The sequence below is a fragment of the Micromonospora sp. M42 genome, assembly GCF_000568915.1.
Taxonomy (GTDB): Bacteria; Actinomycetota; Actinomycetes; order Mycobacteriales; family Micromonosporaceae; genus Micromonospora; species Micromonospora chalcea.
Genome location: NZ_KK037233.1, coordinates 5042374 through 5057393 on the forward strand (window position 1 = coordinate 5042374; position 15020 = coordinate 5057393).

At 69.1% G+C, this 15020-nt stretch carries 16 protein-coding genes, 3 tRNA genes and 1 pseudogene; 17 read left to right on the forward strand and 3 right to left on the reverse strand.

Annotation, left to right across the window (positions count from 1 at the left end; genetic code table 11):
• Nucleotides 1-222: 222 nt before the first annotated feature.
• From MCBG_RS34320 to MCBG_RS31265, 3 genes and pseudogenes are all read right to left on the reverse strand, one after another.
• Nucleotides 223-507, reverse strand: a pseudogene (locus MCBG_RS34320) (integrase); the annotation flags it as partial.
• Nucleotides 508-638: 131 nt separating this feature from the next.
• The gene (locus tag MCBG_RS32630; RefSeq protein WP_140946264.1) at nt 639-1748 is read right to left on the reverse strand and encodes a hypothetical protein; all 1110 of its coding nucleotides are present in this window, start codon (nt 1746-1748) and stop codon (nt 639-641) included.
• Between the two features lie 414 nt (nt 1749-2162).
• Entirely contained in the window at nt 2163-2687 is a 525-nt protein-coding gene (locus MCBG_RS31265; protein ID WP_140946265.1) for a hypothetical protein, read from the reverse strand.
• 275 nt (nt 2688-2962) lie between these two features.
• Here MCBG_RS31265 and MCBG_RS32635 point away from each other — a divergent pair, with 275 nt between their 5' ends.
• The 17 genes from MCBG_RS32635 (at nt 2963) to rplJ (ending at nt 14978) form a co-directional block, all read left to right on the forward strand.
• On the forward strand, nt 2963-3121 hold the full coding sequence (locus MCBG_RS32635) for a hypothetical protein (protein WP_157560792.1): 159 nt from the start codon (nt 2963-2965) through the stop codon (nt 3119-3121).
• A gap of 144 nt (nt 3122-3265) precedes the next feature.
• Entirely contained in the window at nt 3266-3445 is a 180-nt protein-coding gene (locus MCBG_RS32640; protein ID WP_124778887.1) for a hypothetical protein, read from the forward strand.
• Entirely contained in the window at nt 3442-4686 is a 1245-nt protein-coding gene (locus MCBG_RS23245; protein WP_043328227.1) for a DNA methyltransferase, read from the forward strand. Before MCBG_RS32640 ends, MCBG_RS23245 begins: the two co-directional genes overlap by 4 nt.
• Before the next feature lie 715 nt (nt 4687-5401).
• Nucleotides 5402-7930: a putative bifunctional diguanylate cyclase/phosphodiesterase gene (locus tag MCBG_RS23250; protein ID WP_030501622.1), complete on the forward strand. Its 2529-nt coding sequence runs from the start codon at nt 5402-5404 to the stop codon at nt 7928-7930.
• 97 nt (nt 7931-8027) lie between these two features.
• A tRNA-Thr gene (locus tag MCBG_RS23255) sits at nt 8028-8100 on the forward strand.
• 25 nt (nt 8101-8125) lie between these two features.
• A tRNA-Met gene (locus MCBG_RS23260) sits at nt 8126-8198 on the forward strand.
• 129 nt (nt 8199-8327) lie between these two features.
• Nucleotides 8328-8495, forward strand: coding sequence for a 50S ribosomal protein L33 (gene rpmG / locus MCBG_RS23265; RefSeq protein ID WP_013288652.1), 168 nt, complete (start codon nt 8328-8330; stop codon nt 8493-8495).
• 119 nt (nt 8496-8614) lie between these two features.
• On the forward strand, nt 8615-9061 hold the full coding sequence (locus MCBG_RS23270; RefSeq protein ID WP_030501621.1) for a MaoC family dehydratase N-terminal domain-containing protein: 447 nt from the start codon (nt 8615-8617) through the stop codon (nt 9059-9061).
• A 4-nt stretch (nt 9062-9065) separates the two neighbouring features.
• Complete coding sequence (locus tag MCBG_RS23275; RefSeq protein ID WP_030501620.1) at nt 9066-9458, forward strand: MaoC family dehydratase; 393 nt, start codon at nt 9066-9068, stop codon at nt 9456-9458.
• A gap of 127 nt (nt 9459-9585) precedes the next feature.
• Nucleotides 9586-9658: transfer RNA gene (locus MCBG_RS23280), tRNA-Trp, on the forward strand.
• A 214-nt stretch (nt 9659-9872) separates the two neighbouring features.
• Nucleotides 9873-10280 carry a preprotein translocase subunit SecE gene (secE, locus tag MCBG_RS23285; RefSeq protein ID WP_030501619.1) on the forward strand — a complete coding sequence of 136 codons (408 nt, stop codon included), beginning with the start codon at nt 9873-9875 and terminating at the stop codon, nt 10278-10280.
• A gap of 35 nt (nt 10281-10315) precedes the next feature.
• Nucleotides 10316-11038, forward strand: a complete 723-nt coding sequence (gene nusG / locus MCBG_RS23290; protein ID WP_030501618.1) for a transcription termination/antitermination protein NusG — start codon at nt 10316-10318, stop codon at nt 11036-11038.
• Between the two features lie 187 nt (nt 11039-11225).
• Entirely contained in the window at nt 11226-11657 is a 432-nt protein-coding gene (gene rplK, locus MCBG_RS23295) for a 50S ribosomal protein L11 (RefSeq protein ID WP_013288647.1), read from the forward strand.
• An 88-nt stretch (nt 11658-11745) separates the two neighbouring features.
• Nucleotides 11746-12462 (forward strand): 50S ribosomal protein L1, encoded by a 717-nt coding sequence (gene rplA, locus MCBG_RS23300; protein WP_030501617.1) that lies wholly within the window; start codon nt 11746-11748, stop codon nt 12460-12462.
• An 83-nt stretch (nt 12463-12545) separates the two neighbouring features.
• Complete coding sequence (locus tag MCBG_RS23305) at nt 12546-13436, forward strand: ATP-binding cassette domain-containing protein (RefSeq protein ID WP_043328230.1); 891 nt, start codon at nt 12546-12548, stop codon at nt 13434-13436.
• Complete coding sequence (locus tag MCBG_RS31270; RefSeq protein WP_223201307.1) at nt 13433-14113, forward strand: hypothetical protein; 681 nt, start codon at nt 13433-13435, stop codon at nt 14111-14113. The genes MCBG_RS23305 and MCBG_RS31270 overlap by 4 nt, the downstream gene beginning before the upstream one ends.
• Before the next feature lie 316 nt (nt 14114-14429).
• Nucleotides 14430-14978: a 50S ribosomal protein L10 gene (rplJ, locus tag MCBG_RS23315; RefSeq protein WP_013288643.1), complete on the forward strand. Its 549-nt coding sequence runs from the start codon at nt 14430-14432 to the stop codon at nt 14976-14978.
• Nucleotides 14979-15020 lie beyond the last annotated feature (42 nt).

Below are 15020 nucleotides of genomic sequence, written 5' to 3' on the forward strand. Positions count from 1 at the left end.
CGCACGCGCGTCGCAAGTACGGAGAGTGTGCAGAAACGTTGTTCGGATATACCGAGAGTTACCTAAAGTGGTCCGATTCGAGCCGATATTGATCGGCAAAACCGCTTGACTGGCGCTGCCGCGATGCGACCTCGCTTCGCTGCATCGCGGCAGCATAGGGGCGCAGAATGTCGAAACGCTGCGTGACCCGCCGACAGTCAAGGGTGATTCCGATCACATTGCCTATGGAGCTTCGGCAAGCGCAGCTTCAATCCGGCGGCGGGCCGCTTCTTGTTGGCCGTAGACGCACTTCGCGTAGACCCGCATCAAGACGTGCACGCTGTGCCCGGCCCACTCGGCTACCTGGGTCGCTGGCACCCCGGCGTTGAGCCAGAGCGACACAGCGGCGTGCCGCAGGTCGTACGGTCGCCGAGCCAGCGGTGAGCGCTGCTGAGCCGGGGTGAGCACCCTTGCCCGCGCGTCGCGCCACGCCTTCCCGTAGGTGTTGTTCGGGATCGGCTGGCCGGCGCGCGAGTGATCGGCTACGCAAACCGACCAGCCAAGATCGCACCGTTTCGGATTGACGGGGCGGACGTAGTGATCACGAGCATGGGTGACGTTGCTAATATGTTGCTTGAGCGGATCGAGGCTGAACGTCGTTAGGCCTTTGCGTCCTGTTCTTCTGGCTCGCTGTCGCCGCTCTCTAGCCGATGCGCACGAATTTCAAGCCGCCTAAGGAGCTTGGAGTAGTTCGCCGGATCTACTCTCTGAACTTCTCGCTTAAGCACATTAAAATGATGCATGTCGTTGTTCCATAGGTACCATGCCGCTTCTTCCAAATCTTCATGCTCTGCGATCTGAAAGACAGCCAACCGTGCCTCGTCAAAGAATCCTCGCTTATCCAGTGCGACAACAATGGCACCCATCCACTCTCCGTTGTTGCCTGGCGTGTCCGGCAGCGAGTTTACGGTTTCCGCAACTGCCTGCACGGCTGGCAGCGTGACCTGGTCAAGGTATGCCGCATTCGCAAGGATGTCATTCGCTGCGCGATGCTGTGATACGGACTGTCCCAGCAGTACGGCGGAAGCCAGGGTTGCCACCATCACGATCCATGGTTTCCCGTTCAGTGGGGCCACCACCGCGAGAGCCAAGAGCGGTGGGGCGATCACTATGCGCAGCTCACTCTCTGACTTGAGTCTGTCATAGCTCTGATAGAGGTCCGGCGCGGAAACTGAGAGCTGAGCTGCCAGGTATCTAATCGACCGAGTTACTAGCTCAACCGGAAATATCTGTGCCGAACTGCCGGGTACGCCCGCGCGGCCGAGGGTGGCTAGCGTGGCGTCATAGACCAGCGAGTGAGCCGTACCGCTGACTGGGTCGATTGCGCTTTCGATGCTGCTGGCGCTTTTGTAAATGAACTCTGGTCTTGTGGCTGTGTATTGATCTCCCGTGATGTGCACGAATTGTGCGGAGGTCATCCTCTGAAGCGTCTTGCGAAAAAATCTTTCTGCACGAGCGGCTAGGAAAAGAACGATTACGTTGGCTACGGTTCCAAGAAGAAATGCGCCAGCGAGCGCAACCGGGATGATTAGCGAAACAGGCCAGGATCGGACTAGCTTGGTGAGTGCTTCAGTATCGGGCGATGGGGCCAGTATCCGGTCCGCGCGAGGTGCTAGGAGAACCACCGCCACGCCTAGCCAGAGCAGCCCGGCAGACATGGGGGCTCGCAGGTCGCGGATGCCCGGCAGTAAAGAGGTCAAAAGGCCCACCGCTCCATGCTAGGCAAAGTCTGGTGATCGTCGATCCCCTGAAGCGTTGAGGCGTAGGGCTACCCGTCGGCGGACTTCGGCTAGCTCTGAAGCTGTCGCAGGCCGGCAGGCGCACGGTGGCCAACCCATCGGCCGAGCCCTTTTGTGTCGCCCCTGTGTCACCGTTACCTCCCCGGGCGGTGAATGCCCAGGTCAACGCCCCAGGGTTGGCGCTCTGTAAATCCGTCGCGAAAGCTACAGAGGTTCGAATCCTCTACCCGCCACCAGGTGCAGATGCGGCCCCTGACCAGCAGAGATGCTGATCAGGGGCTGTTTTGTCTGGCCGAGTCCGGCTGAGTTCAGCCGTCTGCGACTGATTGCGGGCGGGCCACGGAAAGGACGTCCACGACAAGATCGGGGGTGATCCGTGGTGGCTCAGCCCTGGTCCCTGCCGGCGCCGCTGTCGCCGACCAGTCGTCGAGCTTCGGCGATGACCTCCGCGTCGAGATCCTCGGGCTTGGTGCTGACCAGCATGTGTACCTCGTTGGCGGCCTCGACGTACTCGTAGGCGCTCTCCAGGTTGATCAGTTCGCCTGCCAGGGGAGTCCCGGCGTAGGTGATGAACTGTGAGACCCAGGACGTGAGTTCGCGAGGCGCGATCTTCCTGGCGAGCAGTCGTCGCGCCATGATGCGGAGGACCTCCTCTTCGGCCTTCCGGCTCTCTTCCCCGTAGTAGGTCAGGGAGAGTTCCGCGAACGCATCAGCCAGCCAGCGGCGCGGCTCGTCGTCCTCGCTGCCCTTCAGGGGGGAGACGCCGGCCAGGATCCGGAGGGTCGGACTGTCGACGCCTGCCACCAGGCAGTCGCAGGCGGCCCTGACCACGTCAACCGCGGTGGCGGAGCCGATGCTCCAGAAGGCGACGGTGTCGTGAAGGTTGGCAAGAGCCTCTTCCCTGGTCATCGACACATGATCAGTCGGCAAGCTGGTGGTGTCGCGGAAGTTATTGGGCGCCGGGAACGGTGGCAGGGGTGGATCCATGGGCGTTGGGCAAATGGTGGGCCGTGGACCGGCAAGCCCTGGCCGGCCGGCAGGAAGGCAGCAGCTCACTCGGCCCACCCCGCTGCTGAAGTGCGCTCGTGACGAGCAGAGCGCCGGATCTGCGCCAAATGGGACTGAACTGCTTGATTGGTGTGGGTGCGAGGGGGTGTCTGAGCTTTGCCGTAAGCTGCTGTCCCATGGCGTCGAGCACTGAGGAGCGGGACCGGCTCTACCGCGAGATCCTGCTCGCGCCGCTCCGCACGTCGGCGGATTGCCTTCCCGAGATGGGAGGGGCCGACGAGGTCGACCTTGCCGGCTTCACCGCGCTGTACGGCGCTGACCCGCTCTGTCACTGAATGGGCGTCGCCTCGCCCCTGATGTTCGCCGCGCAGAGCCGCGGGCGGCATGACGTCGATCCACAGGCAGTTCGGCGTCGGCTGCGAGCGCATCTTCCGCCAGGTCCTCAAGGCGGAGTTCGGACTGTCCGAGAACCAGGTCACATGGTCTGCTCGCGATACCTGACCGGCAACTGGAGTGTCTTCCCCGCCGTGGGCGGGCATGACCCCCTGTCCAGTACTTTCGGCTTCCTGCGGGACGTTGTCGGCTACCTCCGGCGGGACACCACCGACCTGCGCGCCAGGGTGGAGCACGTCCTGCGGCGACTCCTGGAGGCGGCATGACGGAGCTCGTCGAGCGCGCGGCGCATAGCCGCAACGAGCACATGACGTTCCGCGCCAACATGGGTGTGGGGAGGCACGGCTGGTTGCGCCTCACGCCCGCCTACGGCGTACGCCTCGTCCGCGATCGCATGTCGCACATGCCGGCCGGCAGCATCGTCACCGACCCCTTCTCGGGCACGGGCACGACGCCGCTCGCGGCTGCCGAGCTCGGTCACCGGGGGCAGTCGGTGGACATCAACCCGTTCCTGGTCTGGCTCGGCACGGTCAAGACGACGAACTACCCGGAGGACACGCTCGTCGCGCTCGCTGACGCCGTGACGAGTGTGCTCGACGGGGCGCGGGCGCACGACGAGGACGCCGATCTCTGGCAGCCGAGCCTGTTCAGGATCGAGAAGTGGTGGTCGCCGGGCGCGCTCCACGCCCTCAAGGCGCTTCGGAACGAGATCGACCGTTTCGACGGGCAGATCCGCGACCTGCTGGAGATCGGTCTCTGCCGGTCGCTGATCTCCTGCTCCAACGCGGCGTTCAACCATCAGTCGATGTCCTTCAAGGAAGCGCCGGCCGAGCAGGCGCTCTTCGTGGTCGACGACCTCGACAAGGCGCTCGACGGGTACGCCACGGAAATGGCGACGATCATCGAGTCCGCCCGTTTCGACCTCGCCGGCACGGCGGTTGTCCGGCAGGGCGATTCGCGGACGGGTCTGGACGGCCTGGAGCCTGCGGACTTCGTGCTGACCTCACCGCCGTACGTGAATCGGATGAGCTACATCCGCGAGCTTCGCCCGTACATGTACTGGCTCCGCTACCTGGACGTGGCCGGCGACGCCGGCGAGCTCGACTGGCGCGCCATCGGTGGCACGTGGGGCACCGCCACGAGCAAGCTCAACACGTGGAAGCCGGACGTCGGGACGCCTGTCGACGGGGCGATGAAGGTGGTCTGCGAGAAGATCGCGGCCGACGGCGGCAAGAACGGTCCGCTGCTTGCCAGCTACGTTCACAAGTACCACCACGACATGTGGCTGCACTTCCAGAGCGTCACGAAGCACCTGAAGCCGGGCGGCAGCGTTTCCTACATCGTCGGAAACTCCACCTTCTACAAGCACGAGGTGCCCGCGCACACCTGGTATGCCGTGATGCTGCGCGAACTCGGCTATTCGGACGTCAAGGTGGAGACCATCCGCAAGCGGAACTCCAACAAGGCGCTGTTCGAGTACGACGTCACCGGCACGAAGCCCGCGTGAACGGGCAGAGGCGGTAGCCGACCGCCAGGGTGCTGCCACCGGCTGTCTCCCGCCCCGTCGGCGGTGAAGCAGTCAGGCGGGCGGGTGTCGCACCTGGCGACGCCGTCGGGGCAACCGCCACCGGCCGGCTGATGATTCACTCGGTTCTCCTGGCGTGAAACCTTGCCTCAGGCATCGATGATGGTAGAGGCTGTCCGAGGGCGGCCGACGGGAGCGCCGACGCCATCTACTGTGGCCGCGGCCGGGTGCCGGCCGGCTGACGGGTGAATCAGGCGCTAAGCGTGGTTTACGCGCGAAGTCGTTGTGCGCGCCTTCCGTAGCGGCTGCGGGGCTGATCGTGACGGTATGCTGGGCCGGAGGGTGAGCCGCGCCTGTCGAACGGATGATTTCCCTGCCACTGCCCCTGCGCGAGGGCTCGCGCAGCTTTTGCCCGTGAGCGGGGTGTGGCACGATCGTGGAACCTTCACGATGGTTGTAACTCTCCCGACAGGAGCAATCATGTCTGGTCGTAGGCTGGGCCGGCTGTTTGGCTCGCTCCTCCTCGTTTCCGCCGCCTTGGGCGTTTCGGTAATCAGTGCAAAGTCCGGCCTGGGCGACCTCCGCCTCCTCGACTACGTCTGGGTCTGACAGCGACCCGGGCTGACCTCCACGGGGGCGGAAGCCGGTGGGTCCTGCCCGCCGGACCGGGAGTGGGACCCACCGGACAGGGAGTGGGATGAGCGGGCGAGACAACCCGAGGCGCAGACCCTCCGAGGACGCCTGGATAATCACCGCGCCGCTCGCCCTGGTAGCGGTGGCTTGTTCGACGGTCACCGGATTGATCGCGAAGCCACCCATCGGCGGGTGGCTTCCGGCGGTGCTGCTCCTGGCGCTGATGATCGTCGCCAGCGGGCCGGTCGTCGGCGTGGTCATACGCCGACAGTCACTCGGTATGACGCTCACCGAGCTGCCGCTGGTGCTCGCCTTCTACTTCCTGCCGCCGCTCACCGTCGTCCTGATCTACACGCTGTCCTCGCTCGTGACGCACCTGCGTCACCGGTTGTCGGCGCCGAAGCTCTGGTTCAACGTCGCGCGTGCGGCGGCGGGCACCTCGGTCGGCGCCCTGGTGCTGACCATCCTGCCGCCGACCGAAGGCGTGGGCCCCGCCACGTGGCTGGGCCTCTGCCTCGCGGTGGCGATGGTGATCCTGGTGAGCCTCACCTCGATCGCCGCGGTCCAGACCCTGCTCATCGGGTGGCACGCCGGCCGGGAGACGTTCCGGGCGCTGCGTTCGGGCGTGCTGACCAACGGCATCAACGTGTCGGCCGGCCTGATCGTGCTGATGCTGCTGGAGCAGTCCTGGTGGTCCCTGGTGCCGTTGGCCGCGCTGGCCGCGGGGCTGGTGGCGGTCTACCGGTCGTACACCGAGTTCTTCCAGCAGCACCGCACGCTCAGCGGCATGTACGAGCTGAGCCGGGCGATCTCGGCCAGCGGCCAGGACGGCACGCTCGCGGACGCCCTGCTGGGCCGCGTCCGGGGTCTGATGCAGGCGGAGTACGCGACGTTGTGGCTGCCCGCCCAGGGCCGGCACCCGGAGACCCTGCTCACCGCGCGGGTCGATGACCCCGGCCTGCTGGACACCGCCCCGACCGGGGTGGAGCTGCGCCAGCGGGCGATGCAGAAGGCCCGCCCGGTCACCGTCGGCCGGGGCGTGTGCAGCGATCCGGAGTTCCGGGCCAGCCTGGCCGAACAGGGCGTCAAGGACACGATCATCGTCCCGTTGCGCTCGGGCCGGGTGGTGATCGGGACGCTCGAGGTGACCAACCGGCTGGTCGACCCCTCGCACTTCACCGCGCGCGACGTCGCGGTCCTGGAGACGGTGGCGGCGCACGCCGCTGTCGCCCTGGAGAACTCTCGCCTGGTCGACCGGCTGCGGCACGACGCCGACCACGACACGCTCACCAAGCTGCCCAACCGGCGACGGCTGACCGCGGCGGTGGCCGAGGCGGTGAAGATCGGCGCGCCGGGCGAGGTGGTCGCGTTGCTCCTCTTCGACGTCGACCGGCTCCGCCAGGTCAACGAGTCGCTCGGCCACGCCGCCGGGGACAAGGTGCTCGTCGAGGTGGCCGAGCGGCTGCGCGCCTGCGCGCCCTCCTCGGCGCTGGTCGGCCGCGCCGGTGGGGACGAGTTCCTGGTGACGCTCCGGCTGGAGAGCACCGAGGCGGCCCTGGAACTGGCGGCCCAGCTCCGGGAGCAGATCCGCGACGAGATGGTTTTCGACGCGCTCACCGTGGACGTGGACACGGTGGTCGGCGTGGCGGTCCACCCCGACCACGGCAGCGACGCGGTGGCGCTGTTGCAGCGCGTCGACCTGGCGGCCAGCGCCGCCAAGTCGGTCCCGGGCAGCGTGCAGCTCTACAGCCCGGCGCTGGAGTCGCGGTCGCTGCGCCGGCTCGGCCTCGCCGGCGACCTGCAACGGGCGCTGGACGAGGGCAAGCTGGAGGTCTACTTCCAGCCCAAGGTCACGCTGCGGGACCGCCGCCTGGTGGGCGTGGAGTGCCTGGCCCGGTGGGAGCACCCGGCGCACGGCACGGTCTCGCCGGACGACTTCGTGGCGGTGGCCGAGCACACCGGCCAGCTCGGCCGGCTCACCGAGTTCGTGCTCCGGGAGAGCCTGCGGCGCAGCCGCGACTGGAGCCACGGCGAGCAGCCGCTCTCCGTCGCGGTCAACCTCGCCGCGCGTACGCTCACCGACCAGCACTTCCCGGCGCTGGTACGCGATCTGCTGGCCGAGTACGGCGTACCGCCGCAGCGGCTGACCCTGGAGGTCACCGAGGCCGGTGTGCTGGACGGCGCGGAACGTCCCATCCCGACCCTGCGCAGCCTCCGTGACCTCGGTGTCCGGCTCTCGGTGGACGACTTCGGCACCGGCAACTCGTCCCTGGCCCAGCTGCGCCGGCTGCCGGTGCACGAGGTGAAGGTGGACCGGTCGTTCGTGCAGGGCATGGCGACCGATCCGGGTGATCTGGCGATCGTGAACGCGGTGGTGACGCTCTCCCAGCAGTTCGGCCTGGCGGTGGTGGCCGAGGGCGTGGAGAGCGAGCTGATGCTGGAGCTCCTGCAGGACATCGGCTGCGAGATCGGCCAGGGCTTCCTGTTCAGCCGCCCCCTGCCGTACGAGCGTCTGGAGGCCTGGTTCGGCGCCCAGGTCGACCCGGAGACGGTGGCCACGGGGGAGCTGCCGCGGCTGCGTGTGGTGCCCTGAGCAGGGCCGACACGTACCTGGGGGATCCGATTTCACCTCGGCGACGCGGTCGTGTACTGTTTCCCCTGCGCGACACCCCCCGGGGTGATCCGGGCAGGCCCCCTTAGCTCAGTCGGCAGAGCGTCTCCATGGTAAGGAGAAGGTCTACGGTTCGATTCCGTAAGGGGGCTCAGAGGGTCCGGCTGGACCCGCCACGGCGGTGTAGCTCAGATGGCAGAGCAAGCGGCTCATAATCGCTGTGTCGCCGGTTCAAGTCCGGCCACCGCTACTCTCGTCCTCCGGGTACACCCGGTGGTCGGTGGGACGGGCGCCACAGGCGCCCACTTTGCATGTCCGCGTTGTCAGCGCGTAGGCTGACACGCCGTAGTTGTTCCGTGAGCGAGGAAGGCACTCCGCCGTGGCGAAGGCGACCGATGTTCGGCCGAAGATCACTTTGGCGTGTGTGGAGTGCAAGGAGCGCAACTACATCACGCGCAAGAACCGCCGTAACGACCCGGACCGCATCGAGCTGAAGAAGTTCTGCCCCCGGGACGGCAAGCACACCGTTCACCGCGAGACCCGCTGATCGCTACCGGCGCAGCCGGTCGGCACCAGCTTCGCGTACGCCGATCCACCTGACGGGTGGCCTCCGGGCCGCCCGACCGGGCGGATCGGCGTTCGTGTTTTCCGTGTAGGTTCGGCGGCATGTCCCTGGACCCGTCCTTCGTCGGCCGGACGTACCCGCCGACCGCCCCCTACCAGGTGGGCCGAGAAAAGATCCGCGAGTTCGCCACCGCCATCGGCGCGACCGACCCGGCCCACCACGATCCGGAGGCGGCCCGTTCGCTCGGCCACGCCGACGTGGTGGCCCCGCCGACGTTCCCGGTGCTCGTCACGATGGCGGCGAGCCGGCAGATCGTCGAGGATCCGGCGCTCGGCGTCGACTACAGCCGCGTGGTGCACGGCGACCAGCGGTTCGCGTACACCCGGCCGGTGGTGGCCGGCGACGAGCTGGTGTGCGTGAGCACCATCGAGGAGGTCACCACCCGGGGCGGGCACGGCTTCCTGACCACCCGCACCGATGTGAGCACTGTGGACGGTGAGCCGGTGGTCGCCGTCTGGTCCAAGATCGTCGTACGCGGGGAGGCCTGAGGACATGGAGCTGCCCACTCAGACGTACCGGGTGACCCGCGCGGACCTGGTCCGCTACGCGGGCGCCTCGGGCGACTTCAACCGGATCCACTGGAGCGACCGCGTCGCCACCGACGTGGGGCTGCCGGGCGTCATCGCCCACGGCATGTTCACCATGGCCCTGGTCGGCCGCGCGGTGACCGGCTGGGCCGGCGCGCCGGACGCGGTGGTCGACTTCGGCGTCCGGTTCACCCGGCCGGTGGTCGTCCCGGACACCGACGAGGGCACCGAGATCGAGGTGTCGGCGGTGGTCAAGGAGGTCACCGAAGACGGTCTGACCAGGCTCGACATCACCGCCACCTGCCAGGGCGAGAAGGTGCTGTCGCAGGCCCGGGCACTGATCCGCACGACGCGCTGAGGGTCCGCCCGACGCGCGAGGGGCAGACCGGTTGGGAAAGTCGCACGACTACCCGTACACTGGTCCGCCGTGGGGCAAGTGACCCCCGCTCGGCACAGTGTGTCCGGGTGGAGGTGAGTTGCCGCACAGGGGTGTAGCTCAATTGGCAGAGCAGCGGTCTCCAAAACCGCAGGCTGCAGGTTCAAGTCCTGTCACCCCTGCGCCTCAGGCCTGACCGTTCCGTGGGTCGCGTCGCCCTCACCGGCGGCGTCCGGCCCGTGGTGGTGGCACCGGTGGGGTGGTTCCGAGGCGCTCGGGCCCTCCCGGCCGGTCCGCCGGCCGCGGCCCGTCGCGGGACGGTTGGTCCGGCCGGCGTGACCAACACGCCGCGCACGCCGCCCGGCGTGCGACCCCATATCCCGCACGGAGGGCGAAGTGGCCAAGAGCAAGCGCCGCGGCGAGGACGACGGCGACGAGCGTCTGAACGACGACGCGACCGTCGACGGCGTGGCCGACGACGACGTGGCCGACGACGACGCCACCGACGCGGACGAGCCGGTCTCCCGGGGCGGCACCGCGACCCGTAAGCGGGCGCAGGCCGAGCCGGCCGAGGGCCGGAAGACCCGCAAGGACACCGAGCGGATCGGGCTGTTCGCCCGCATCGCGCGGTTCTTCCGCGAGGTCGTGGCAGAGCTGCGTAAGGTCATCTGGCCGACCCGCAAGGAGCTGCTGACCTACACGGCCGTGGTGGTCACCTTCGTCGCGGTGATGCTGGCGATCGTGGCCGGCCTGGACTACGGCTTCGCCAAGGCGGTGCTGTGGGTCTTCGGCGAGCCGAGCTGACCTGCGGACAGCGATACTGACGGAAGTGAGCGAGCGTGCCTGAGTACGACGAGACCGCCGGAACCCCGGACGACCAGTCCACGGTGGCGACGGCGGCCAACAACGAGTCGGTCGAGGCCGCCAGCGAGCCGGAGTTCCCGACCACCGAGCCGGCCCCGGACGAGGACTTCGACCCGGTCGCCGAGCTGCGCCAGAAGCTGCGCTACGCGCCCGGCGACTGGTACGTGGTGCACTCGTACGCCGGCTACGAGAACAAGGTCAAGACCAACCTCGAGACCCGGATCACCTCCCTCGACATGGAGGACTTCATCTACCAGGTCGAGGTGCCGACCCGGGAAGAGGTCGAGGTCAAGAACGGCAAGCGGTCGCAGGTCCAGGCGAAGGTCTTCCCGGGCTACATCCTGGTCCGGATGGAGCTGACCGCCGAGTCCTACTCCTGCGTCCGGAACACCCCGGGGGTCACCGGCTTCGTCGGCGCGACCGACCGGGCCGACCGGCCGGCGCCGCTGAGCCTCGACGAGGTGCTCAAGTGGCTGGCCCCGGCGGTCGAGACCGAGCAGAAGAAGGCCAAGCCCGAGGTCAAGGTCCTCGACTTCGAGGTCGGCGACTCGGTCACCGTCACCGACGGCGCGTTCGCGTCGCTGCCGGCGACGATCAGCGAGATCAACGCCGACCAGCAGAAGCTCAAGGTGCTGGTGTCGATCTTCGGCCGGGAGACGCCGGTCGAGCTGAACTTCAACCAGGTCGCCAAGATCTGACGTACGTCGGCACCGGCGGCCCGCCCCTTCCGGGGTGGCCGCCGGTGCGCCGTTTCGCCACCCACCGACCTCGGCGCGGAGGGTGGCCGACGGCTGCGCTACCCTAGAACGTCGGCTGTCCGCACCGCGCTGACCGTGCGCGCCCGCGGACCGGCGAGAATCCCAGTTTCAAGCCCCAGGAAGAGACATGCCTCCGAAGAAGAAGCTCGTCAAGACGTTCACGCTTCAGCTGCCGGCGGGCCAGGCCACCCCGGCGCCGCCGGTCGGCCCCGCGCTCGGCCAGCACGGCGTGAACATCATGGAGTTCTGCAAGTCCTACAACGCGCAGACCGAGTCCCAGCGGGGCGACATCGTCCCCGCCGAGATCAGCGTCTACGAGGACCGCACGTTCACCTTCGTGCTGAAGACCCCGCCCGCCGCCCGGCTGCTGATCAAGGCCGCCGGTGTGCAGAAGGGCTCGGGCGTCCCGCACAAGGAGAAGGTCGGCTCGGTCACCCGCGCCCAGCTGCGCGAGATCGCCGAGAAGAAGATGGCGGACCTCAACGCCAACGACATCGACCAGGCCGAGAAGATCATCGCCGGCACCGCCCGGTCGATGGGCCTGACCGTCGCCGACTGATCTCGCTCCACCGCTCCACCCGATCTTTCTGTTCGTGGGAGGGCCGCGCACGCCGCGCGCCCGCCAGAGACCACAGGAGTCACCAGAAATGCAGCGCAGCAAGAGCTACCGCAAGGCCGCCGAGGTCATCGACCGGTCGAAGCTCTACACCCCGGTCGAGGCCGTCAAGCTGGCCAAGGACACCACCAACACCAAGTTCGACGCCACGGTCGAGGTCGCGATGCGCCTCGGCGTCGACCCCCGCAAGGCGGACCAGATGGTCCGCGGCACGGTCAACCTGCCGCACGGCACCGGTAAGACCGCCCGCGTGATCGTCTTCGCCGCCGGCGCGAAGGCCGAGGAGGCCGTCGCCGCGGGTGCTGACGAGGTGGGCACCGACGAGCTGGTCGCCCGCATCCAGGGCGGTTGGCTGGACTTCGACGCGGCGATCGCCACGCCCGACCAGATGGCCAAGATCGGCCGGATCGCGCGGATCCTGGGCCCGCGCGGTCTGATGCCGAACCCGAAGACCGGCACCGTGACCATGGACGTCACCAAGGCCGTCTCGGACATCAAGGGCGGTAAGATCACCTTCCGGGTGGACAAGCACTCCAACCTGCACCTGATCATCGGCAAGGCCTCCTTCTCCGAGGCCCAGCTGGTCGACAACTACGCCGCGGTGCTGGACGAGGTGCTGCGCGCCAAGCCGTCCGCGGCCAAGGGCACGTACCTCAAGAAGATCACCCTCACCACCACCATGGGCCCGGGCGTCCCGGTCGACCCGAAGGTCGTGAAGAACCTGCAGGAGGCCTCGACCGAGGCCTGAGCAACCAGCACGTCCCGGACGGGGCTCCGCCACCAGGTCGTGGCGGGGCCCCGTTCGTCTGTCCGGTGTGGCAGTCTCGGCGCATGCGGCTCGACGGCGTGTGGTTCCGCTACCACCGGCACGGCCCCTGGGTCCTGCGGCAGGTCGACGTCGCCGTCGGCCCGGGTGAGGTCGCCGTGGTGCTCGGCCGCAACGGGGCCGGAAAGTCCACGTTGCTGCAGCTCACCGCCGGGGTGCTGCGTCCGTCCCGGGGCCGCGTCGCCGACCGGCCGCCGGTGGTCGGCTGGGTGCCGGAGCGCTTCCCCGCCGACCAGCCGTTCACCGTCGGGGCCTACCTGACCGCCATGGGCCGCGTCGCCGGCCTGCCCGGTCCCGCCGCCGACCGGGCGGTGCGCCACTGGGTCGAGCGCCTCGGCCTGGCCCGGTTCCACGACGTCCGTCTGCCCCGGCTGTCCAAGGGCACCGCGCAGAAGGTCGGCCTGGCGCAGGCGCTGCTGCGCCCGCCCGGCCTGCTGGTGCTCGACGAGCCGTGGGAGGGGCTGGACGCCGCCGCCCGCGAGGCGGTCCCCGAGATCATCGGTGACGTGCTGGCCGCCGGTGGCGCCGTACTCGTGAGCGACCACCGGGGCGAGACCGTCCGGCTGCCCGGTGCCCGGCACTGGTCGGTCACCGACGGCACGGTGACCGAGCAGGCCCCGTCGGGCGGCGCTGCCGTCGCCGTGGTCGAGCTGGCGGTGCCGGCCGCCGGGCTGGCCGCCGCCGTCGCCCGCCTGCGCGCCGACGGCCACCAGATCCTTCGGGTACGCGACCACGCCGTCCCGCCTCCGGCCACGCACCCGGTGCCGGCCTCCGTCGGCCCGTCCGCCGATGACGACTGCCCGGATGCGGACGCGCTATCCGGCCCGGTGGGCCACGTTGACGCCGGGGCCGGGGACTCGGGCCGCCCCGGGCCGGCGCCGGAGGTGGCCCGGTGATCGCGCTGGTCCGGCTGCGGCTGGCCGGCTTCCTGCGTACCGGACGGGCGCTGGCGCCGGTGCTGGCCGGCCTGCTCGTCCTGGGCGTCCTCCACGGCGGCGGCCGGGCCCGCCCGGCGGAGGCCTACGGCGTCTCCGCCGTGGTCCTGTTCCCGGTGCTGGCCTGGCAGACCAAGATCCTGCTGGACGTCGAGCCCGACGTGCAGCGCCGGCTGGCCCGGGTGGTGGTCGGGCCGGGCCGGGAGTGGGCGGCCGGGCTGCTCGCCGCGCTGGTGGCCGGGCTCGCCGTGGTGGTGGTCGCGCTGGCGCTGCCGTGGCCGCTCGGCGGGGTGACCGCGGCCGTCGCGCCGGGGGAGCGGCCGGTGCTCGTGGGGGTGGCGCTCGGGCTCTGGGCGCACCTGCTCGCCTGCCCGCGGCGGTGGCGCTCGGCGCGCTGGCCAGCCGGGCGTGAGCAGCGCCGGCTACGGGGTGGCGGTGCTGGTGACCGGCGCGGTCGGGGTGGTGGTGCTGACTTTTGGCTCGGTCGCGCCGTGGCTGGCCCCACCGGTCATGGCGACCGCGCGGAGGTCACCGGGCCGGTCGCCACCGGTGCCGGCCTGCTGCTCACCGGCTGGGCGGCGCTCTGGGCGGCGGTGGCGCTCAGCGGCTACGCCTGGGCCCGCCGCACCCGGGCCTGAGGCGCGGTGACCGGGAGCACCGGGGCGCGATTTGGCGCTGCGGTCCCGGTCGCGTAACCTGGTGCGGTAGTTCCACCCAAAGACCGCTGGTCACCGTGCCCCGGCACGGTCGAAGGTCCCGCGACGACGGGCGACCCGCGCAGGGCGGTAAGCGAAATCGGTGTCATGCATGGTCCGCCGACTGTGCCCGTGCCGCCGGCCCTCGCCCCGTGCGCCCTGCGCCGGGGCTTTTTCGTTGTCGTGATGCCTCCGCCGCCGCCGTCGAGCCTTGGCTCGTCGCCGGCGTACCAGCTCCGAGCAACGAGAGAGGAGGGACATGGCGGACAAGCCGATCCGGGCCGACAAGGCCACGGCCGTCGCCGAGCTGACCGAGAGCTTCCGCAACGCGGGGGCGACCGTGCTCACCGAGTACCGCGGGCTCACGGTTTCGCAGCTCACCCAGCTGCGGCGCTCGCTCGGCAAGGAGACCAGCTACACGGTCGCGAAGAACACGCTTGCCAAGCGTGCCGCGGCCGATGCGGGCATCTCCGGCCTCGACGAGCTGTTCTCCGGTCCTACCGCGCTGACTTTCGTTTCGGGCGACGTCGTCGAGGCGGCGAAGGGGCTTCGCGACTTCGCGAAGGCCAACCCGAAGCTCGTCATCAAGGGCGGTGTCTTCGAGGGCAAGGCCATTTCCGCGGCCGAGGTCACGAAGCTCGCCGACCTGGAGTCCCGCGAGGTGCTGCTGGCCAAGCTGGCCGGCGCGATGAAGGGCAACCTGAGCAAGGCCGCGGCCCTGTTCCAGGCGCCGCTCTCCAAGGCCGCCCGCGCGGCGGCCGCCCTGGCGGACAAGAAGCGCGAGCAGGAGGGCGCCGAGGCGGCCTGAGGCCCTCCCGGCGCACCACGTTCTTAGTTTTCATTGCGAGAA

What these genes read in the sequence shown, in the direction of transcription:
- MCBG_RS23270 (WP_030501621.1), top strand. Translation starts at nt 8,615, where the DNA reads ATGTCCCTGGACCCGTCCTTCGTCGGCCGGACGTACCCGCCGACCGCC.
- rplA (WP_030501617.1), top strand. Translation starts at nt 11,746, where the DNA reads ATGCAGCGCAGCAAGAGCTACCGCAAGGCCGCCGAGGTCATCGACCGG.
- MCBG_RS23275 (WP_030501620.1), top strand. Translation starts at nt 9,066, where the DNA reads ATGGAGCTGCCCACTCAGACGTACCGGGTGACCCGCGCGGACCTGGTC.
- MCBG_RS23305 (WP_043328230.1), top strand. Translation starts at nt 12,546, where the DNA reads ATGCGGCTCGACGGCGTGTGGTTCCGCTACCACCGGCACGGCCCCTGG.
- MCBG_RS32635 (WP_157560792.1), top strand. Translation starts at nt 2,963, where the DNA reads ATGGCGTCGAGCACTGAGGAGCGGGACCGGCTCTACCGCGAGATCCTG.
- MCBG_RS23245 (WP_043328227.1), top strand. Translation starts at nt 3,442, where the DNA reads ATGACGGAGCTCGTCGAGCGCGCGGCGCATAGCCGCAACGAGCACATG.
- MCBG_RS31265 (WP_140946265.1), bottom strand. Translation starts at nt 2,687, where the DNA reads ATGACCAGGGAAGAGGCTCTTGCCAACCTTCACGACACCGTCGCCTTC.
- MCBG_RS32640 (WP_124778887.1), top strand. Translation starts at nt 3,266, where the DNA reads ATGGTCTGCTCGCGATACCTGACCGGCAACTGGAGTGTCTTCCCCGCC.
- rplJ (WP_013288643.1), top strand. Translation starts at nt 14,430, where the DNA reads ATGGCGGACAAGCCGATCCGGGCCGACAAGGCCACGGCCGTCGCCGAG.
- MCBG_RS23250 (WP_030501622.1), top strand. Translation starts at nt 5,402, where the DNA reads ATGAGCGGGCGAGACAACCCGAGGCGCAGACCCTCCGAGGACGCCTGG.
- rplK (WP_013288647.1), top strand. Translation starts at nt 11,226, where the DNA reads ATGCCTCCGAAGAAGAAGCTCGTCAAGACGTTCACGCTTCAGCTGCCG.